The sequence below is a fragment of the Tatumella sp. JGM118 genome (assembly GCF_018257515.1).
Classification (GTDB): Bacteria; Pseudomonadota; Gammaproteobacteria; order Enterobacterales; family Enterobacteriaceae; genus Tatumella; species Tatumella terrea.
Genome location: NZ_JAERJR010000010.1, coordinates 41,589 through 60,144, shown reverse-complemented (window position 1 = coordinate 60,144; position 18,556 = coordinate 41,589). Strand labels below are relative to the sequence as shown.

Annotated in this window: 21 protein-coding genes and 2 pseudogenes; 16 read left to right on the top strand and 7 right to left on the bottom strand. The window is 49.1% G+C overall.

Features of this window, described 5'->3' with window-relative positions:
• Positions 1 to 148: 148 nt before the first annotated feature.
• Positions 149 to 406, bottom strand: a pseudogene (locus JK223_RS16960) (integrase core domain-containing protein); the annotation flags it as partial.
• Positions 407 to 940: 534 nt separating this feature from the next.
• Here JK223_RS16960 and JK223_RS10860 point away from each other — a divergent pair.
• The 16 genes and pseudogenes from JK223_RS10860 (at position 941) to rfbD (ending at position 13,974) form a co-directional block, all read left to right on the top strand.
• The gene (locus JK223_RS10860) at positions 941 to 1,306 is read left to right on the top strand and encodes a tlde1 domain-containing protein (RefSeq protein ID WP_212714205.1); all 366 of its coding nucleotides are present in this window, start codon (positions 941 to 943) and stop codon (positions 1,304 to 1,306) included.
• The gene (locus JK223_RS10855; protein ID WP_212714204.1) at positions 1,303 to 1,737 is read left to right on the top strand and encodes a hypothetical protein; all 435 of its coding nucleotides are present in this window, start codon (positions 1,303 to 1,305) and stop codon (positions 1,735 to 1,737) included. The genes JK223_RS10860 and JK223_RS10855 overlap by 4 nt, the downstream gene beginning before the upstream one ends.
• Positions 1,738 to 2,225: 488 nt before the next feature.
• A pseudogene (locus JK223_RS16955) lies at positions 2,226 to 2,462 on the top strand (DUF2778 domain-containing protein); the annotation flags it as partial.
• Positions 2,459 to 2,890 (top strand): hypothetical protein, encoded by a 432-nt coding sequence (locus tag JK223_RS10845; protein WP_212714203.1) that lies wholly within the window; start codon positions 2,459 to 2,461, stop codon positions 2,888 to 2,890. The pseudogene JK223_RS16955 and the gene JK223_RS10845, both read left to right, overlap by 4 nt.
• Positions 2,891 to 2,990: 100 nt before the next feature.
• A complete protein-coding gene (locus tag JK223_RS10840; protein WP_212714202.1) occupies positions 2,991 to 3,356 on the top strand; it encodes a tlde1 domain-containing protein in 366 nt (121 codons plus the stop codon).
• Positions 3,353 to 3,790 (top strand): hypothetical protein, encoded by a 438-nt coding sequence (locus JK223_RS10835; protein ID WP_212714201.1) that lies wholly within the window; start codon positions 3,353 to 3,355, stop codon positions 3,788 to 3,790. Before JK223_RS10840 ends, JK223_RS10835 begins: the two co-directional genes overlap by 4 nt.
• A gap of 377 nt (positions 3,791 to 4,167) precedes the next feature.
• The gene (gene manA, locus JK223_RS10830) at positions 4,168 to 5,349 is read left to right on the top strand and encodes a mannose-6-phosphate isomerase, class I (protein WP_212714200.1); all 1,182 of its coding nucleotides are present in this window, start codon (positions 4,168 to 4,170) and stop codon (positions 5,347 to 5,349) included.
• Between the two features lie 368 nt (positions 5,350 to 5,717).
• Complete coding sequence (gene manX, locus JK223_RS10825) at positions 5,718 to 6,683, top strand: PTS mannose transporter subunit IIAB (protein WP_212714199.1); 966 nt, start codon at positions 5,718 to 5,720, stop codon at positions 6,681 to 6,683.
• Between the two features lie 51 nt (positions 6,684 to 6,734).
• Positions 6,735 to 7,535, top strand: a complete 801-nt coding sequence (locus JK223_RS10820; RefSeq protein WP_212714198.1) for a PTS mannose/fructose/sorbose transporter subunit IIC — start codon at positions 6,735 to 6,737, stop codon at positions 7,533 to 7,535.
• A gap of 12 nt (positions 7,536 to 7,547) precedes the next feature.
• On the top strand, positions 7,548 to 8,396 hold the full coding sequence (locus JK223_RS10815; RefSeq protein ID WP_212714197.1) for a PTS mannose transporter subunit IID: 849 nt from the start codon (positions 7,548 to 7,550) through the stop codon (positions 8,394 to 8,396).
• A gap of 51 nt (positions 8,397 to 8,447) precedes the next feature.
• Entirely contained in the window at positions 8,448 to 8,909 is a 462-nt protein-coding gene (locus JK223_RS10810; protein WP_212714196.1) for a DUF986 family protein, read from the top strand.
• Positions 8,910 to 9,067: 158 nt separating this feature from the next.
• A complete protein-coding gene (locus tag JK223_RS10805) occupies positions 9,068 to 10,234 on the top strand; it encodes a nucleotide sugar dehydrogenase (protein WP_212714195.1) in 1,167 nt (388 codons plus the stop codon).
• A 375-nt stretch (positions 10,235 to 10,609) separates the two neighbouring features.
• On the top strand, positions 10,610 to 11,677 hold the full coding sequence (gene rfbB, locus JK223_RS10800; protein WP_212714245.1) for a dTDP-glucose 4,6-dehydratase: 1,068 nt from the start codon (positions 10,610 to 10,612) through the stop codon (positions 11,675 to 11,677).
• A 13-nt stretch (positions 11,678 to 11,690) separates the two neighbouring features.
• On the top strand, positions 11,691 to 12,560 hold the full coding sequence (rfbA, locus tag JK223_RS10795) for a glucose-1-phosphate thymidylyltransferase RfbA (protein ID WP_212714194.1): 870 nt from the start codon (positions 11,691 to 11,693) through the stop codon (positions 12,558 to 12,560).
• A gap of 11 nt (positions 12,561 to 12,571) precedes the next feature.
• Positions 12,572 to 13,108, top strand: coding sequence for a dTDP-4-dehydrorhamnose 3,5-epimerase (rfbC, locus tag JK223_RS10790; protein ID WP_212714193.1), 537 nt, complete (start codon positions 12,572 to 12,574; stop codon positions 13,106 to 13,108).
• Positions 13,105 to 13,974, top strand: a complete 870-nt coding sequence (gene rfbD / locus JK223_RS10785; protein WP_212714192.1) for a dTDP-4-dehydrorhamnose reductase — start codon at positions 13,105 to 13,107, stop codon at positions 13,972 to 13,974. The genes rfbC and rfbD overlap by 4 nt, the downstream gene beginning before the upstream one ends.
• Before the next feature lie 279 nt (positions 13,975 to 14,253).
• Here rfbD and JK223_RS10780 read toward each other — a convergent pair whose 3' ends face one another.
• The 6 genes from JK223_RS10780 to JK223_RS10760 all read right to left on the bottom strand — a co-directional run bounded on the left by JK223_RS10780 (position 14,254) and on the right by JK223_RS10760 (position 18,482).
• On the bottom strand, positions 14,254 to 14,730 hold the full coding sequence (locus tag JK223_RS10780) for a hypothetical protein (protein ID WP_212714191.1): 477 nt from the start codon (positions 14,728 to 14,730) through the stop codon (positions 14,254 to 14,256).
• Positions 14,731 to 14,807: 77 nt separating this feature from the next.
• Positions 14,808 to 14,939 (bottom strand): hypothetical protein, encoded by a 132-nt coding sequence (locus JK223_RS17060; protein ID WP_256437118.1) that lies wholly within the window; start codon positions 14,937 to 14,939, stop codon positions 14,808 to 14,810.
• A 210-nt stretch (positions 14,940 to 15,149) separates the two neighbouring features.
• Positions 15,150 to 16,541 carry a 6-phospho-beta-glucosidase gene (locus JK223_RS10775; protein WP_212714190.1) on the bottom strand — a complete coding sequence of 464 codons (1,392 nt, stop codon included), beginning with the start codon at positions 16,539 to 16,541 and terminating at the stop codon, positions 15,150 to 15,152.
• A complete protein-coding gene (locus tag JK223_RS10770; RefSeq protein WP_212714189.1) occupies positions 16,541 to 16,876 on the bottom strand; it encodes a PTS lactose/cellobiose transporter subunit IIA in 336 nt (111 codons plus the stop codon). The genes JK223_RS10775 and JK223_RS10770 overlap by 1 nt, the downstream gene beginning before the upstream one ends.
• A gap of 1 nt (position 16,877) precedes the next feature.
• Positions 16,878 to 18,164, bottom strand: a complete 1,287-nt coding sequence (locus JK223_RS10765) for a PTS sugar transporter subunit IIC (RefSeq protein ID WP_212714188.1) — start codon at positions 18,162 to 18,164, stop codon at positions 16,878 to 16,880.
• Positions 18,165 to 18,182: 18 nt separating this feature from the next.
• Positions 18,183 to 18,482, bottom strand: a complete 300-nt coding sequence (locus JK223_RS10760; protein WP_212714187.1) for a PTS sugar transporter subunit IIB — start codon at positions 18,480 to 18,482, stop codon at positions 18,183 to 18,185.
• Positions 18,483 to 18,556: the final 74 nt, after the last annotated feature.

The window sequence follows — 18,556 nt, the reverse complement described above, 5'->3', positions numbered from 1 at the left end:
TACGATTTAGTTAATTATAAAAATTCAATGGAAAAGTTATAAATCATATATCCTTATCCTTATCCTTATCCTTATCCTTATCCTTATCCTTAATCTCGTTCGTACGTTTTTTTATGCTTTAGAGTTTTCCCCGCTAAACCGGATACGGTTAATTTATACCTAGTAACGAACTTATGTATTCCTTTGGTGACCGCATTTTCACCCTCCATGGGGATGCCTGTTATTATAGTCTTCCATCCATTCTGTCAGTTCTCCCATTAACGGTCATGGCATTCGGCAGGTCATTCACATAAACCTAGTCACGCTTGAACGTTTTAACGAACGATTCAGTCACCCTATTGCTCTCCGGACTACCTACTGGCGTCGTACACATGATGAATCCCTGTGAGGCGGCGAACGCTCTTGTTACGTCATTCAACGGACTTCAGAACGGCGATAATCTGGTGTTCAGTAAATCGGCCTTTACGTTTAGCGACCTCCTTCAGTAAACATATTCAGTATGTCCGAAGATCTCTAAAAATGAATGGTTCTTTTTGCAGGAATGCTTACACAACTTCAGAACGCGTAGCGGTTTCGACTATTGCGACAAAGCGAGCTTCTTCAGATTATTGCTCACTTTTTTTCGGCGACGGACACCGGTTTACCCTCTGATTGCGCCAGTTATACAGGGTAGCTTCCGATATTCCTTCCATCTGCGCAACGGCTTCAGCCTTTGTAAGAGTCTTTCCCGCCACACTGTCCATCTGATGTAATCCTCTGATTTACTGATATAAGCTGTGATCCTGCTCTTAAATCCGGCTTCAGCACTTTGTCCCTTCTCCTCCCGGCCAGCATACTACTTCCGGTTTAGACCTAACCCTGAGCTTTCCTTCTTCCTGTACTGTGCTCTCCGTGAATTCAGGTAGGGGTTTTTCTTCACTAATTGTTATCAGGAGTGGTTATGACATGGACGTATCGGGTGAGTACCCGGATGTTTTTCCATAACGGTATTTATCGGTTTTCTGCTTTGTATGCAGGAGCTCAGGGTTATAAGGATGATTCACAGTATCAATGCCTTATTAACAAAGGGCCTCTCCCTGCGGGAAAATACCGGATTGCCGCCCCGGTTAACTCCTCAACTACAGGTTATTATTCCCTGCCACTGATACCGGATGCTGCTAACCAGATGTGTGGACGAAGTGCTTTTATGATCCATGGCGATAGCCGCAGGGAGCCCGGCACAGCATCGCAGGGATGTATTGTTATGGATCCACAACACCGCAGAGCTATCTGGCTGAGTAATGACCATGAGTTAATCGTTCTATGAAAATCTATCCTTTAATTCTTGCGCTGTTTACCGGTAACGCCTGCGCAGACAGCACACCTTGTGCTGTTCCGGGGGCTGCACCGGAAATCATGCTGAAAGACCAAATCGAAAAAGACACCGGATTGGTCACCCGAAAATTTCCTGTTCCAGTGATGAAGGTGTTATCTACAGTCGCGGCCGGGGATTTACTGGCGGGCCAGTTAGCGGATGCGTCCTATGCGGCAGCCAGCAAGCTCCCGGGAGGAAGCATTCTTACCCGGGATGATTATTTCCGCATCTTTACAGAGGCGCATCCCGTGCTGGAGACGGTTCGTTATATCTATCATTTCCCGAATAACAAGACGAATGTTTATATTGCGGCTTCGATTATCAATGATAATGAATGTTCGGTGGCATTCGCAGGGTATATTACTCAGCGACGGGATTTCTGATGTCCTGGTGTTTTAATGTCTCCTGGTGTGGGTATCAGTCCTTAACTTCCCAGGGCTGAAATTTCTTCGCCTTTTTTATCTGCCGGCAGGGTAAGGGGGATTTCATTTTATATTTAATTTTCTGTTTTATTCTTATCTCCGGTATTTTTTCTCTTAATGTCCTTTTTACTTTTTGCCTTCTACCCGCTGTTTTAACCCTCCGTACTTTTCTTAGTAACCCCTTTAGCAATAGCTCAATTAAAATCCTACATTGTTTGCATTATTATTGTGACCCCGATCGTTATTTCAAATAAATACACTTTTCACATATCGATTTAAAAGTAATTCTGATACTGATTACTTTTACTCAGGAGAGTGTTTATGACATGGACGTACATTATATCTGACAGACAATTTCTTCGTGAGGGGTTTATCAGTTCAGTGCCCGTTATGCCGGTGCTCCCGGTTATAAAGATCAGGACCGTTATCAATGTCTTAAAAATAAGGGACCATTACCTTCGGGTACATACCGCATTGGTTCGCCTTATCTTTCTTCTGCCACAGGGCCTTTCACACTGCCGTTACTGCCGGACCCCGATAATAATATGTGCGGGCGGGAAGCGTTTATGATCCATGGAGACAGTCTGACCTTACCAGGCTCTGCCTCGAAAGGATGTATCGTGATGGCACGTTCTTACAGAGAGCGGATTTGGCAAAGCGGGGACCGCTGGCTGGTTGTAAAATGAACGCGTTAGCCGGATTATTAATACTGATCCCCGGGGTTTCTTATGCCAGCAATCCCTGTGTGGTTTCAGGGTCTTCGGTTGAACTGGGCATGACTTCTCAGTTATCTGAGGACACAGGCCTCAGTCATGCAGTTTTAGGCGCAGCAGAAATGGAACAATTAAGTTCTGTGCCGGTCGGCCATTTTCTGGCGATGCAGTATACTGTCGCTGACCATACCCGTGACACAAAAAGACCTGGCGTCACCACTCTTAGTATCGACCGTTATCATGATATTTATTTCGGTCAGCAGGCAGTCAACCTGACGGTGAAATATACCTATACCTCAATGGCAGATAAGAGGAACATATATATCGGGACCTCAATTGTGAATAGTGACGAGTGCTCCATCCGTTTTAATGGCTATATTACGGTGCAGCGTGAATTTTGATGTGTTCAGTCTGGACACACCTGCCTGAATTTTTAACAGGATGCCTGCCTTGCCGCGTTAAATCAGTTCTTAACGTTAAAATATTATTGTGAGGTGAATTATGACATGGACGTACATTGTTTCGGAGAGAAAATTCTACCTGAATGACGTTTATCAGTTTGATGCAATGTATGCGGGTGCCCCCGGGTTTAAAAATATGCCTGTATTCCAGTGTATAAAAAACAAAGGGCCGTTACCTGCAGGGACTTATACCATTAATCCTCCGCGATACTCTCCACTCACCGGACCTTACAGTCTTCCGCTCATCCCACATAGAGATAATGCGATGTGCGGCAGAACGGGGTTTGTGATCCATGGTGATAGCCAAAAGTTTCCCGGCACGGCCTCAAAGGGTTGTATTGTTGCAGATTTCGGCTATCGCCGGACGATATGGAATAGTGGCGATCATCGGCTGGTCATCAAATGAAAATTATCCGCGGTATATTTTTACTTTTTCTGCTTCCCGGCTCAGTGATTGCCGCCAACCCTTGTGTGGTGCCAGGGTCGGCGGTGGAACTTGAGATGACCCGGAAAATGCTGGAGGATACGGGGCTCACTGCGGCTGTATCGGGCTTACCGATCATGGAGCAACTGGCAGAAACGCCTGTCAGCCAGCCACTGGCATTGCAATACGCAGCAGCTTCCCGCACGAGGGATCAGTTGCGATTGGGAGATATTGTGTTAACACTGGACGATTATTTCAGCACTTTTTATGATTATCACGCGGTTAACCTGGTTGTGAAATACACTTATCTTTCACCAGACAGTAAAAAAAATATTTTCATCGGGTCTTCCCTGGTTAACGAAGAAGAGTGCTCCATCCGTTTTAACGACTATATCACGGTGCAGCGTGAGTTCTGAGCTAACGGAGGTGAGTTAAGCAGAATTTTTGGATATTGAATAATCCATACTCACTGTACGGAGGGTGTATTGATCAGCAGCTGGCTGATGTTATTAACTATTTTGTCTGTTATCTGCCGTGCAGTGATTTCGGTCTATCGTTTAATTCCATTAAATCTGTTGCTGATTATCAATATTTTTTCATTTTGTGATTCAGATATCTTTAATATTTTGTTTTTTATTACCCGGGGTTTTATTCAGGGCGTTTTTTTGTCCTGATGGAAATTTAATTTGCGCTGGATCCCGGTTTTAATATCTTTCGCCAGAAAGAGCGCTTCTTTCCGGAATGATTAGGTTACGTTCTGTTGCTGAAAAACTTCAGAAACAGAGAGTAACCCATGTGGAAACTAATCAATCCTGTACAGCATTATGACTGGGGCAGTAAAACAGCATTAACTGACTTATATGGCATCAGTAATCCGCATAACCAGCCGATGGCCGAACTCTGGATGGGGGCTCATCCGGCAGCCAGTTCCGGGGTGGTGATTGACGGCCAGCCGCAAAGCCTGCAGGTGCTGATCTCGGCCGACAACACCGGGATGCTCGGCCCGGCAATTTCAGCAAGTTTTGGGCGTCTGCCGTATCTTTTTAAAGTCCTCTGTGCTGAGAGCGCACTCTCAGTTCAGGTACATCCGGATAAGCGTTCGGCCGGACTGGGATTTGCCCGGGAAAATCAGGCCGGTATTCCGCAAGGCTCCCCGCAACGTAATTATAAAGACGATAATCATAAGCCAGAGCTGCTTTATGCGCTGACCCCGTTTCTGGCGATGAATGGTTTTCGTGAGCTGAGTGAAATCACGGCATTATTTCGTCATCTTACCGCTGCCCACCCACAGATCGCCGCGTTCGTCCGGCACCCGGACAGCGATGCCCTGCAACAGCTGTTTACCTGTCTGCTGCGTTTGCAGGGGGAAGAGAGAACACAGGCGCTGCAACAGCTTGATGACTGCTGTCAGCGACAACAGGGGCCCGCCTGGGACGCGGTACAAACACTCCGCCAGCATTACCCCGATGACGCGGGGCGTTTTATGCCGCTATTGTTAAATGTGCTGCAGCTGGCACCGGGGGAGGCTATGTTTCTGCATGCCCGAACTCCGCATGCTTACCTTTCCGGCAACGGGCTGGAAATTATGGCTAATTCCGATAACGTCTTACGGGCCGGCCTTACCAGTAAGCATATAGATATTGATGAATTAGTCGCTTCTGTAGATTTCAGTAGCCGTCCCGCGTCCTCTCTGCTTACCCCGCCGGAGTTACTGCCCGGCGAACAGGCTTTCCCGGTCCCGGTCCCTGATTTTTGTTTCTCGGTGGCAGAATTACCGCCATCGCCACAGCCGGTCCGCTGGCAGGGGCCGAGGATATTCTTTTGTCTGCAGGGAAGTGCCCGCTGTACCGCCGGGGGACAAACCCTGGGTTTATCCCCGGGGGAATCATTATTTATTCCGGCCTCAGAGCAGGGGGTTTTACTCAGCGGGCAAGGCAGGATTGCCGTGGCCTATACCTCATGCCTTCCCCGGTAGCCGCTAACCTGGTGACGCAGGGGGAACATGAGCACTGTTTACTCATAAGAGTAATTTAAGAAATAAATTAATCACTCAGATAAAAATAATTTAATGAAATTTATCATCAGCCAGCGCTAACACGTTTATGCCGGGCAATAATGTGATTCAGCAACGGTTTTTATTTTTATACTTTATTTTTAATAATGTTTTTTCGTGCGCGGATTAAATTAATTCCCTCAGTTTACTGTGTGTCATCACATATTTTATTTTTTTCAGGTAATAAAATAACTTCGTTTTGAAACCGCTTTCCTGATATCTGCGCGGATTTGAAGATAACAATGGCAGATACAGGACCTTTGAGATGTAGTGCATACGGGAGGTAGCAAGTGACTATTGCTATTGTCATTGGTACTCACGGTTGGGCTGCCGAACAGCTGCTGAAAACCACAGAAATGCTATTAGGTGAGCAGGATAACGTCGGCTGGATCGATTTTGTGCCTGGCGAAAATGCTGACACATTAATTGAAAAGTATAACGCTCGTTTAAACACACTGAATACTGAAGAGGGAGTGCTTTTCCTCGTCGATACCTGGGGAGGAAGCCCGTTTAATGCCGCCAGCCGGCTGGTGGTCGATAAAGAGAATTACGAGGTGGTGACCGGGGTCAATGTTCCGATGCTGGTCGAAACCTTTATGGCTCGTGATGATCACCCGACCCTGGAGGCTCTGGTGGCTGTTGCGCTGGAAACCGGCAGGGAAGGGGTTAAGGCATTAAAACACACTGCAGAGACGGTCCCGGCCACAAAACCGGTGGTTAACGCTGCCTCTGCTGTTCCTGCAACCCCCATGTCCGATAGCGATTACATGAAGATTGGTCTGGCCCGCATTGATGACCGCTTAATCCATGGTCAGGTAGCGACCCGCTGGACCAAAGAAACAAATGTCTCGCGCATTATTGTCGTCAGTGACGAAGTCGCTGCTGATGAAGTCCGTAAAACGTTACTGACTCAGGTAGCCCCTCCGGGAGTCACCGCCCATGTGGTGGATGTCGCCAAAATGATCCGGGTTTATAACAACCCGAAGTATGCCGGTCAGCGCGTCATGCTGCTGTTTACTAATCCGGCGGATGTAGAACGTCTGGCGGAAGCCGGCGTAAAAATCACCTCGGTCAACATCGGGGGGATGGCATTCCGGCAGGGTAAGACCCAGGTAACCAATGCGGTCTCGGTGGATCAGCAGGATATTGATGCCTTTAACAAGCTGAATGCCCGTGGCATTGAGCTGGAAGTGCGGAAGGTTTCCAGCGATCAGAAACTTAAAATGATGGATCTTATTGGCAAGATCGCACAGTGATCGGCTGTCGCAGATGCCATTGAATCAGATTAACCTCACAGGAGAAGTACAATGGAGATCACCACACTTCAGATTGTACTGATATTCATCGTAGCCTGTATTGCCGGTATGGAATCGATACTTGATGAGTTTCAGTTTCACCGTCCGCTGGTGGCCTGTACCTTAGTCGGGGCTGTCCTCGGTGATATGAAAACAGGGATTATTATCGGCGGTACACTGGAAATGATCGCTCTGGGATGGATGAATATCGGTGCGGCCGTGGCGCCGGATGCTGCGCTGGCCTCGATTATCTCAACCATTCTGGTCATCGCCGGACATCAGGGGATCGGTGCCGGTATTGCACTCGCCATCCCTCTGGCCGCCGCCGGACAGGTGTTAACCATTATTGTTCGTACCATTACCGTCGGCTTCCAGCATGCGGCAGATAAAGCCGCAAATAACGGCAATCTGACGGCCCTGTCCTGGATACATGTCTCGGCATTGTTGTTACAGGCAATGCGTATCGCTATTCCGGCGATCATTGTCGCCATCTCAGTCGGTACCAGCGAAGTTCAGGGTCTGCTGAACTCAATTCCTGAAGTCGTGACCAACGGTCTGAATATTGCCGGTGGCATGATAGTGGTTGTCGGTTACGCCATGGTTATTAACATGATGCGTGCAGGCTACCTGATGCCTTTCTTCTACCTGGGTTTTGTGACCGCCGCCTTCACCAGCTTCAACCTGGTGGCGTTGGGGGTTATCGGTGCAGTGATGGCTATTCTCTATATCCAGCTCAGCCCGAAATATAATCGCTCTGCTGCAGCGCCTGCCGCCGCACCGGGCCGTAATGACCTTGATAACGAACTCGACTAAGAGGTGAGAGAAATGGTTGATTCAGCTCGTCCGACAGTTAAAAAACTCACCCCCGGTGATATTCGAGGCGTATTTATCCGTTCGAATCTGTTTCAGGGGTCATGGAACTTTGAACGTATGCAGGCGCTGGGGTTCTGTTTTTCGATAGTTCCGGCTATCCGTCGCCTGTATCCCGAAAACAATGAGGAGCGTCGCCAGGCGATTAAACGTCACCTGGAATTCTTCAACACCCACCCGTATGTTGCCGCGCCGGTACTGGGGGTGACACTGGCCCTTGAGGAGCAGCGTGCGAACGGTGCGCCGATAGATGACGGTGCCATCAACGGCATCAAAGTGGGTCTGATGGGGCCGCTGGCCGGGGTCGGTGACCCTATCTATTGGGGAACCGTCCGTCCGGTATTCGCGGCACTGGGGGCCGGTATCGCCATGAGTGGCAGCCTGCTTGGGCCTTTGTTGTTCTTTATTCTGTTTAACGCAGTGCGTCTGCTGACACGGTATTACGGAGTGGCCTATGGTTACCGTAAAGGGGTGGATATTGTTAAGGATATGGGCGGCGGATTTCTGCAAAAACTGACCGAAGGTGCCTCGATTCTCGGGCTGTTCGTGATGGGTGCGCTGGTCAATAAATGGACCCATGTGAATATCCCGCTGGTCGTTTCTACCATTACGGATCAGACCGGCGCTGAAAAGGTTACCACCGTTCAGACGATACTGGACCAGTTAATGCCGGGGATGATGCCTTTACTGCTGACCTTTGCCTGTATGTGGTTGTTACGCAAGAAAGTGAATGCATTATGGATAATCATTGGTTTCTTCATTATCGGTATTGCCGGGTATTCCGTCGGTCTGCTCGGGTTGTAATGTAAAACTCATACGGGGGCAGCCATGCCCCCGTTTTTTCAGGAGCTACTTATGTCTCTGACAGATGCTGCCCTGTTACTGTTCACCGTCTGCCTGATGGGCGGGTTGTTCTTTGAACAGGTACTCACCGGCTGGCTGAAAGGAAAGACGTTACTCAGGGTCAGTTTGTTGCGCACCAAAGCTACCGATAGCACAATATTTATCGTGCTGGTGGGCATTCTGCTCTATAACAACGTGGTATCGGCCGGCAGTCCGCTGACAAACTGGTTGCTTTCGTTACTGTTGCTGTGTGGGATTTATCTGGCGTGGATACGGCGACCGGTGCTGTTATTTAAACCGGCGGGCCTGTGGTACGGCATGATGTATATTGCCTATTCACGAATTCAGCAGCTGAATCTGTCCGAAGACGGAGTCCTGGTGGTCGGGCTGGGGGAGCGTAACCTGCTGATCCGTGTCAGGGATATTGATTCCCTGCAACAGATTTATCATACACTCAGTACCCTGCGGGCCTGAGCCTGAGTGGCCGGAGACTTTACGACACTGACTGTAAATAAAAAACGTATGATTTGTTTGGTAGTTGTCGCTCCGGACGGCACAATAGCGATTATTTTGCTCTGTAGTGACAAAGCCGAGCCTGGCACAGTCATGCTTACTCAATGGACTTATGTACTATGAAAATCGCAATTGCCGGTACCGGCTATGTAGGGCTTTCGAATGGTATTCTGCTGGCACAGCATAATGAAGTGGTCGCATTAGATATCGATCAGGCTAAAGTCGATAAACTGAACCAGAAGATCTCCCCGATTGCAGACCAGGAAATCGAACACTACCTGGCGACCCGCGAACTGAACTTTACAGCGACTACCGATAAGCAGCAGGCGTATCAGGGCGCAGATTTTGTGATTGTTGCCACACCGACGGATTATGACCCCGTTACTAACTACTTTAATACCAAAAGTGTCGAATCTGTCATTGCTGACGTGCTGGCGATGAATCCGCAGGCGACCATCATCATCAAGTCAACCATACCGGTCGGGTTTACCCGCCAGCTGAAAAAGCGTCTGGGGGTAGAGAACATTATCTTCTCTCCGGAGTTTTTACGTGAAGGCCGTGCCCTGTACGATAACCTTTATCCGTCCCGTATCGTCGTCGGTAGTCAGTCAGAAAAAGGTAAAGTCTTTGCTGAACTGCTGGTCGCAGGGGCCGAAAAAGAAGATATCCCGGTGCTGTTTACCGATGACACTGAAGCCGAAGCCATCAAGCTGTTCGCCAATACCTATCTGGCATTGCGTATTTCTTATTTCAATGAACTGGACAGTTATGCAGAACACCATGGTCTGAACAGCCGCCAGATTATTGAAGGTATTGGCCTGGATCCGCGCATCGGCAACCACTATAACAACCCGTCCTTTGGCTACGGCGGTTACTGTCTGCCGAAAGATACCAAACAGTTACTGGCAAACTACCAGAACGTGCCGAACAATATTATCAATGCCATTGTCGATGCTAACCGCACCCGCAAAGATTTTATTGCCGAAAGTATTCTGAAACGTAAACCGAAAAAAGTCGGGATCTACCGCCTGGTGATGAAAGCCGGGTCCGATAATTTCCGTGCGTCTGCTGTTCAGGGCATTATGAAACGCCTGAAGTCCAAAGGGGTTGAGGTGATGGTCTATGAACCGGTGCTGAACGAGCCTCTGTTCTTTAATTCCCCGGTGACGCATGATGTCAACGAGCTCAAGCAGCAGTGTGATGTCATTATTGCCAACCGCCTGGTGGACGAGCTGAAAGATGTCAGCGATAAAGTGTACACCCGCGATCTGTTTGGCAGCGACTAACTGTTGCTGACACTGGCCCGGCTCTCCGGGCTGGTGTTGTCGCCTGAGCGTATCCCGCTGCCTGCCTGTTGCGGACCTTTCTTACCTGAACTCTATCCTTACTGCCAATGAGCTATAGCATCACTTCATCGCTAAAATAAGGCCTATTCTGATAATCAGTGTTTTCGTTATCACGCTAGACTATGTATGAATCTTCGGAGCCCGCGCTAACGAAAAGTCTTGCTGAGCGGATAAATGCAGGTGATTCCTCAATAGTATGGGAGAATAACTAACGCAGTTTATCCGGTCAGATTACCGTATGCCATGTGGATAAGCAGCGCTCTGGTTCCGGCAACGGTTTTTACGTGTTATACCTCTGTATTAAGTGAATCTATTATTATGAAAATTATTGTTACTGGCGGTGCAGGATTTATCGGCTCGACAGTCGTTCGCCATATTATTCAGAATACCACCGCCCATGTAACCATTGTTGATAGCCTCACCTATGCAGGCAATATGGACTCACTGGCCCCTGTTTCCGGTAATGATCGTTTCCGCTTTGAACATCTTGATATCTGTGATCGTCCCGGACTGGACCGGTTGCTGACACATTTCCAGCCGGATGCCATTATGCATCTTGCTGCGGAAAGCCACGTTGATCGTTCCATCGACGGTCCGGCTGAATTTATTAATACCAACATTCTGGGCACTTATCATCTGCTGGAAGCGACCCGCCACTACCTGCAACATACCCGAACGCGGGCCGATGAAAAATTTATTTTCCATCATATTTCCACCGACGAGGTCTATGGTGATCTGCAACGTTCCGATGATTTCTTCCGGGAAGATACACCTTATGCCCCCAGCAGTCCCTATTCCGCCTCCAAAGCTGCCAGTGACCATCTGGTCCGGGCCTGGGGTAAAACATACGGCTTACCCGTGATTGTGACAAATTGCTCAAATAACTATGGTCCGTATCATTACCCTGAGAAATTAATACCGCTCACGATTATCAATGCATTAACGGGTAAGCCTATCCCTGTCTATGGTAACGGGCAGCAAATCCGGGACTGGTTATATGTAGAAGACCACGCCAGGGCGCTCTGGGAAGTTATCAATCACGCCAGTGTCGGAGAAACCTATAACATTGGCGGCAGCAATGAGCTGACTAATCTGGACGTTGTCCAGCGTATCTGTGGGTTGCTGGAAGAATTACATCCGGCTAAGCCTGCGGGCCTATCCGGTTATAGTGATCTGATCACATTCGTGGCTGACCGGCCCGGACACGACAAACGTTATGCTATCGATGCTACAAAAATTCTTACCAGCACAGACTGGGTCGCCAGGGAAACGTTTGAAACGGGTTTACGCAAGACAGTGACGTGGTATCTGGAAAATCAACATTGGTGGCAAAGTGTTCAGGCAAAAAATGATGGCTGGCAGCGACAGTGCGTCACCAGATAATGAGGAGTACAGAATGAAAGGAATTGTGCTGGCGGGTGGAACGGGAAGCAGACTCTATCCCATAACCCAGGGGGTATCGAAACAGCTATTACCGGTCTATGACAAGCCCATGATCTATTATCCGATTTCGGTACTTATGCTTGCCGGGATAAGAGATATTCTGGTCATTACAACTCCGGAGGATATTGAATCCTTTCGTCGACTGTTGGGCGATGGTTCCAGCTTCGGCATCCATATTAGCTACAGGATCCAATCCCGTCCCGCGGGTGTGGCAGAAGCATTTCTGATTGGCGAAGATTTTATCGGAAAAGAACGTTGTTCTCTGGTGCTTGGCGATAATATCTTTTTCGGTCAGGGATTTGGCAGCAAATTACTGAATGTCGCAGCCAGAAGCCATGGGGCGACAGTCTTCGGGTATCAGGTAAAGGATCCTCAGCGATATGGTGTTGTTGAGTTCGATGAGAATACGGTTGCTCTGTCACTGGAAGAAAAACCACAGTTACCCCGTTCAAACTGGGCCGTTACCGGGCTTTATTTCTACGACACTCAGGTGGTCGATATGGCTAAACAGGTTAAACCATCTGCCCGCGGAGAACTGGAAATTACCACAATTAACCAGATGTATCTGGAAGCAGGGTTACTGAATGTGGAACGTCTGGGAAGAGGTTTTGCCTGGCTGGACACCGGGACGCATGAAAGCCTGCTTGATGCTTCACAGTTCATACACACTATCGAAGAACGTCAGGGGTTTAAAGTTGCCTGCCTGGAGGAGATTGCTTATCGCAATGGCTGGCTTTCAATGCAACAGGTCGCTGAGCAGGCCAGGAGATTAGAGAAAACGGGCTATGGCTATTATCTTTCACAACTATTAGACAGTCATTAAGTGCGTATCAGATGAAAGTACAGGATACTTTAATTGCAGATGTTAAAATTATCCAGCCCGCCGTATTCGACGACGAACGCGGTTTCTTTCTTGAGACATTCCAGAAAAATCGTTATCTGCAGGCCTTAAATATTACTGAAGATTTCGTTCAGGATAACCATTCCCGTTCGGTTAAAGGGGTTCTTCGTGGTTTGCATTTCCAGCGCCACTATCCGCAGGGAAAACTGGTTCGTGTCGTACGCGGGGAAATATATGATGTAGTCGTCGATATTCGTCCCGAATCCCCTACCTATGGCCGCTGGGTCAGTGCCAGTCTTTCCGGAATTAACAAATTTCAGTTATGGGTTCCGCCAGGTCTGGCCCATGGATTTCTGGTATTGTCTGATACGGCCGACGTCGAATACAAATGTACCGCCCCCTATGTTGCCGGTGACGAGGGATGTCTGCTCTGGAATGATCCGGCCGTCGGGATTATCTGGCAAACGGATCAGCCGATACTTTCAGCTAAAGATCAGCAAGGGAAACCTCTGGCAGAGCTGACAGGATGAAAGTACTCATTTGCGGCGCTGACGGACAACTCGGTCGCTGTTTATTACAGCATTATCCCTCGCATTGGCAGGTCACGGCGACTAACCGATCGGTACTGGATATAACGGACCCTTACCGGGTGAAAGCGCTGATAGAGAAGACGCACCCACATTTCATCATTAATGCTGCTGCATATACTGCCGTAGACCTCGCAGAAGACGACCCGGAACATGCCAAAGCAGTGAACACCGATGGGGTGAAAAATCTGGCAATTGCTGCCAAAAACTGTGGTGCGGGCATTCTTCATATCTCCACCGATTATGTTTTCGATGGTGACTCCTCCTCGCCCTATACCGAGGATACCCCGGCTAATCCCCTGAATATTTACGGGAAAACAAAACTTGATGGGGAACTTGCGCTATCCGAAATTCTGCCGGATTCACTCATCATAAGAACCAGTTGGCTCTTCAGTGAATATGGTAATAATTTTATGAAAACCATGTTAGCGCTTTCAGGAAAAAATACGCCACTAAAAATAGTGTCAGACCAGTATGGTTGCCCGACCTATGCGGGAGACCTGGCCACGGCCATCATATATTTACTGGAGAATCACGTTAAACCCGGCCTCTATCACTATTGTGGTAATACACCGGTGAGCTGGTACCAGTTCGCTGAGTTTATTTTTGAACAAAGCTATAAGGCGGGATTATTACATCTGCCTCAGACATTACAGGCTATCACCCGTCATGAGTTTGGCCGCCCGGCGAAGCGTCCCGCCCGTTCGGTTTTATCTAATAAAAAGTTAGCCGATATGATGCACATTCCGGACTGGCATAACGCCGTGATCAAGGTCATACATCAGTTAAAAAGTGAACGTCAGGAATAGCTTTGTACCCTGTTTTTAACAGGGTTCGGGCAGCAAGTTAACAAGGTCTCGGATGAACGCCGGGCCAGTGACCTTCGCGTATTTCGCTCCCTGCGGTCAGTCTGTCAGCACAGGATTTGACTCTCTTACCTTCAACCATACCCGTTCGTCGTCTGTCCCGGCGCTGCAAAGACAGGATACCCGCGTCCGGAACGGTATTGATCTTCAGGGACACAGGCGACCAAATGCGATTATTACCCTTTATCATCATGCCGGGTCTGTACAATCAGGCCTGACGACTCAATGCTGGTGCGGATGCTCTCCGTTGAATCGTTTATTAGCAGCAGAAGAGCGTGATGTGAAGTTGCAGACAACCTGCACGATGACGGTTTTCTCCCCCTTCAAAGTACCGACATAAACAGAGCCCTGAGGGTCTGTTCTGCGCCAACACGTTGACTCAAAGTCACATTCAGTCCGTTGGTATCCTATAGATGTCAGATAATTTTCTATTTTACGGGGATCGTTCGTATCGTAAAATTTGACGGCATACACCTGCGCCGCAGGTCCTGTGATGTTTGCAAAATCAAAGGAATAACGGGCAGAAATTCGCGGCATTTTTCTCAATATTTCAGGAGTATAAAAATCATACTCCCGCTTATCCTGCTCAGTATAGTGAGCACTACCCGCGAATTCCATTTTGACCCATGGCCAGGCCTGGGTGAGAGCGACAGCAGTAATGAAAATTGCACTACCGGATACCTTAAGAGACTTACGCATAGGGCAATACTCCACCTTTAGCTTTGTCTGTATATGAACCCTCAGCACTGGCAATACCCACTATTCCCGAATGGCAGTCACTCCAGAGACTGACGGTTGTCATAAAAGGGCATACTTTTAACGACAGAAGCAGAATGCATGGTTTTCTGTACTTCCTGTCCGCTATTTACTCCCGGCGTTTTGAATTCATCGGCCAGATTGTGCAGCATTTTCTGTCCGCTGCAGGCTGGTTTACAGGACGTGTGATCTGGTTCATCAGCAACGGGATGATAAAAACAGGTAAGCTTTAAAGGACAGGTAAGCAGTCAAGAACAGGAAAGCAGCAGAGGGCAGGGAACAGAGACCATGTTTCTGGCTGACCGGTTCTGCATAGAAATCTCCGGCGACTCCCCGAAGAGAGCTGCCGGAGGGCGTGGCGATTATTGCTGATGGCGTTTACGATCCGCCAGTAACTGATCGACAAACTGCGTATCGGCAGGCTGTTCCGCCTCAATACGGGCGATGGTATCGGCAAACTGCGGCAGGTATTTTTTATGTGCGTACAGTAACTGGTCCAGCACCTGTTTTGCGGTTTCCCCGGCCCGGATCAGCGGGTTAATGGTAAATGCATGCAGGGCAGCCCCGTAGTCACCATTGACTGCCGCCTCAATCACGGTCTGTTCCATCGCCTTCATAATCTGCAACATACCGCGCGCAGCCGGCGGGAATGTGCCCCAGTTCAGTGGCTCGGCACCGTGTGAAGTAATAACCGCGGTCACTTCGGCAATGCTGTCATAAGGTAAATCGGTCAGGGCACCGTTATTACGGGTACTGACCACCATCATTCTGCGGCTGTCGTTATGGATAGATTCGATCAGGTCGCAGGCGGCATCACTGTAATGGGCCCCTCCGCGCTGAGCGAGTTCTTCAGGTTTTTCCTTCAGGTCCGGATTTTTGTACAGCTCAAACAAGCGGTTTTCTGTCGCTTTTACTACTTCTGCACGGGTAGCATACGCCTCAAAATCGGTGACTGAATGCTCCAGCATCTGCTGTTCCAGATAGTAGTAACGGTGATACCCGCACGGCAGAATGGAGAGATGGCGAACCAGTTCAGGATAGAAGGGGATCTGGTGAATATTCGTCAGCCCTTCATTCTGCATATGCTGGCCATAGATAGCATCAATCAGCGCCCGGGTTTGTTCTTTGCCGTGGCGGTCCCACACGCGGTGCCAGTGGAAATGATTCAGGCCGGCAAATTTAAAAAATAATGACTCTTCGGGCTGATTGAGAATTTTCTTCGCCTGTTCGATATGGCTGAACGGGACATTACACAAACCGATTGTCTTTTCCCAGTGTCCGTAGCGGATGGCGGCTTCAGTGACCATGCCGGCCGGATTGGTGAAGTTCACCAGCCAGGCCTCCGGGCACTGTTCACGCATATCTTTAATAATATCCAGAATCACCGGAATGGTCCGGAAGGCCTTGAGGATCCCGCCGGCACCGTTGGTTTCCTGACCCAGAAAACCGTGTGATAACGGGATACATTCATCTTTCTGACGCGCTTCCAGTAACCCGACCCGGAACTGGGTCGTGACAAAATCGGCGTCCTTCAGCGCGGCTTTCCTGTCCAGGGTCAGGCGGATTTGCCAGTTCAGACCGGCGGCCTCGACCATACGACGGGCCATATCCCCGACAATCTGTAGTTTTTCTTTACCGTCTTCAATATCAACCAGCCAGATCTCGGTAATGGGTAATTTTTTCTGGCGCAGAATTAAACCTTCAATCAGTTCCGGGGTATAACTGGAACCTCCTCCGATCGTAACAATTTTCATCAGGCATCCTTACTCTGTGAGGTGAGTGAATTAAACTTCCGGTGCAGGCAGATGATCTCCTCAGCCATTTCACGGCATTGCATGGCGTTCATAATATGGTCCTGGGCATGGACCATGATCAGGCTGACAGGGATTTTTCCGCAGCCTTCATCTTCTCCTATCATTCGGGTCTGAGCGTTATGACATTCGCGGGCGGCATCGTCCGATTGCTTTAATAAGGCCGGGACCTTGTCCCATTGCCCGTGGCGAGCGGCACTGATGGCTTCCATCGCACAGGACTTTGCTTCTCCGGCACTGATGATTAAGCTGATGAGCATCTCTTCATCGATTTTCATATCACTCCTCCCCGGCAGTTTCTGCGGCCAGCAGGCTGCGCTCGTACATTTTATAAAACGGGTAATAGATCACCGCGGAGATCACGATCAGCAGGATCACCAGCAATGCGGCGTTGATATTCCAGCCGGCAGCCCAGGCGGCGCCGATCGGCCCGGGGGCGGTCCACGGCACCAGAGAGACAATATGTTCCACCAGGCCATATTTAATGGCGAACCAGGCCAGAATGCCGTTAACCATCGGACTGAGGATAAAGGGGATAAAAAACAGGGTATTCATCACAATCGGCGAACCGAAAATCACCGGTTCATTAATATTGAAGATGGCCGGGACCAGCGATATTTTCCCGATAGAACGCAGGTGGGCAGATTTACTGCGCAGATACAGCAGGACCAGGCCCATGGTGGCACCGGAGCCGCCGAACAGAATGAAAAAGGCCCAGAAGGGTTCAACGAAAATACGCTCCGGTGGCAGGCCATTGGCCATATTAATCTGGTTCAGACCAATATTCGTCAGCCAGAACGCCTGGAATACGCCACCGACGATACTGGCCCCGTGGATCCCGGCAAACCAGAGGACATGACAGATAACCACCGCCAGGATCACCGCCGGTAAAGAGTCTGACGCCGAAAGCAGCGGGCTGAATACCGCCATGATGGCCTGCGGGATAAGCATGCCGCTGAAAGCCTGAACGCCCAGGCTGACGGGAAACAGCACGATCAGCATCAGGGCCATCGGGATCAACTGGTTAAACGATTTACGGATATTATCCGGTACCTGTTCAGGCAAACGGATACCGATATCTTTCAGGTGCAACAGCCGCGAGATTTCGGTAATGATGATGGCGATGATGATCGCGGTGAAAATGCCGGTTCCGCCGAGAAAACTGCTCGCCATCACCCCGTCAGTCATCGGGCAGCAGAGCAGCATAAACGCCGCCAGAGACAGTAAGGCAATATTCAGCCCTTCCAGTTTATAATGACGGGCCAGGCAATAGGCGACGGCAGGGCAGATATAGACCGAAATAATACCCATCGTCATATTATAGGGCGTCAGTAACTGTTCTTTATATTCGCTGGCAAACCACAGCCAGCCACGGGCAATAAAAAACGTATTACCTTCGGTAAAGGGCGGGTAGGCAAATATCAGAACAAAGGACCCGATAATCATAAATGGCATGACGGTAATAAATCCGTCACGGATAGCCATAATATGGCGCTGAGAGGAGAGTTTTGCCGCAAGAGGCAGCATAAACTTTTCCAGCGACGTGAAAAGCTTGTTGATATCCATATAACCCCCGGGGGTGCGTTACATCGCTAAGGCGGATTCCAGAACTTTATCACCGCGCATCATTCCGTAATCCATGGTGTTAATGACCGCAACCGGGATATTGAGGGGGGCCAGTTTTTCCTGAATATCAGCGAGTTTATATTTTATCTGCGGCCCGAGCAGGCAACAGTCACACTGGTGGATATGGTTTTCCAGCTCGCTGATACTGATGGCATTGATCTCTACTGCCAGGTTGTTTTCGCTGGCATGTTTCTGCATACGAGCGACCAGCATGCTGGTGGACATTCCGGCTGCGCAACACAGTAATATTCTTTTCATGGTGGTTTCCCTGTCGTAGTGAATGTCATCCTGAACGGAATATGAAACCGTTATTTTATACCTCAGGGCAGTGC

Excerpts from the sequence above, each read along its gene's own strand:
- JK223_RS10860 (WP_212714205.1), top strand. The coding sequence starts at position 941 with ATGACATGGACGTATCGGGTGAGTACCCGGATGTTTTTCCATAACGGT.
- JK223_RS10855 (WP_212714204.1), top strand. The coding sequence starts at position 1,303 with ATGAAAATCTATCCTTTAATTCTTGCGCTGTTTACCGGTAACGCCTGC.
- JK223_RS10845 (WP_212714203.1), top strand. The coding sequence starts at position 2,459 with ATGAACGCGTTAGCCGGATTATTAATACTGATCCCCGGGGTTTCTTAT.
- JK223_RS10840 (WP_212714202.1), top strand. The coding sequence starts at position 2,991 with ATGACATGGACGTACATTGTTTCGGAGAGAAAATTCTACCTGAATGAC.
- JK223_RS10835 (WP_212714201.1), top strand. The coding sequence starts at position 3,353 with ATGAAAATTATCCGCGGTATATTTTTACTTTTTCTGCTTCCCGGCTCA.
- manA (WP_212714200.1), top strand. The coding sequence starts at position 4,168 with ATGTGGAAACTAATCAATCCTGTACAGCATTATGACTGGGGCAGTAAA.
- JK223_RS10820 (WP_212714198.1), top strand. The coding sequence starts at position 6,735 with ATGGAGATCACCACACTTCAGATTGTACTGATATTCATCGTAGCCTGT.
- JK223_RS10815 (WP_212714197.1), top strand. The coding sequence starts at position 7,548 with ATGGTTGATTCAGCTCGTCCGACAGTTAAAAAACTCACCCCCGGTGAT.
- JK223_RS10810 (WP_212714196.1), top strand. The coding sequence starts at position 8,448 with ATGTCTCTGACAGATGCTGCCCTGTTACTGTTCACCGTCTGCCTGATG.
- JK223_RS10805 (WP_212714195.1), top strand. The coding sequence starts at position 9,068 with ATGAAAATCGCAATTGCCGGTACCGGCTATGTAGGGCTTTCGAATGGT.
- rfbA (WP_212714194.1), top strand. The coding sequence starts at position 11,691 with ATGAAAGGAATTGTGCTGGCGGGTGGAACGGGAAGCAGACTCTATCCC.
- rfbC (WP_212714193.1), top strand. The coding sequence starts at position 12,572 with ATGAAAGTACAGGATACTTTAATTGCAGATGTTAAAATTATCCAGCCC.
- rfbD (WP_212714192.1), top strand. The coding sequence starts at position 13,105 with ATGAAAGTACTCATTTGCGGCGCTGACGGACAACTCGGTCGCTGTTTA.
- JK223_RS10780 (WP_212714191.1), bottom strand. The coding sequence starts at position 14,730 with ATGCGTAAGTCTCTTAAGGTATCCGGTAGTGCAATTTTCATTACTGCT.
- JK223_RS17060 (WP_256437118.1), bottom strand. The coding sequence starts at position 14,939 with ATGCTGCACAATCTGGCCGATGAATTCAAAACGCCGGGAGTAAATAGC.
- JK223_RS10775 (WP_212714190.1), bottom strand. The coding sequence starts at position 16,541 with ATGAAAATTGTTACGATCGGAGGAGGTTCCAGTTATACCCCGGAACTG.
- JK223_RS10770 (WP_212714189.1), bottom strand. The coding sequence starts at position 16,876 with ATGAAAATCGATGAAGAGATGCTCATCAGCTTAATCATCAGTGCCGGA.
- JK223_RS10765 (WP_212714188.1), bottom strand. The coding sequence starts at position 18,164 with ATGGATATCAACAAGCTTTTCACGTCGCTGGAAAAGTTTATGCTGCCT.
- JK223_RS10760 (WP_212714187.1), bottom strand. The coding sequence starts at position 18,482 with ATGAAAAGAATATTACTGTGTTGCGCAGCCGGAATGTCCACCAGCATG.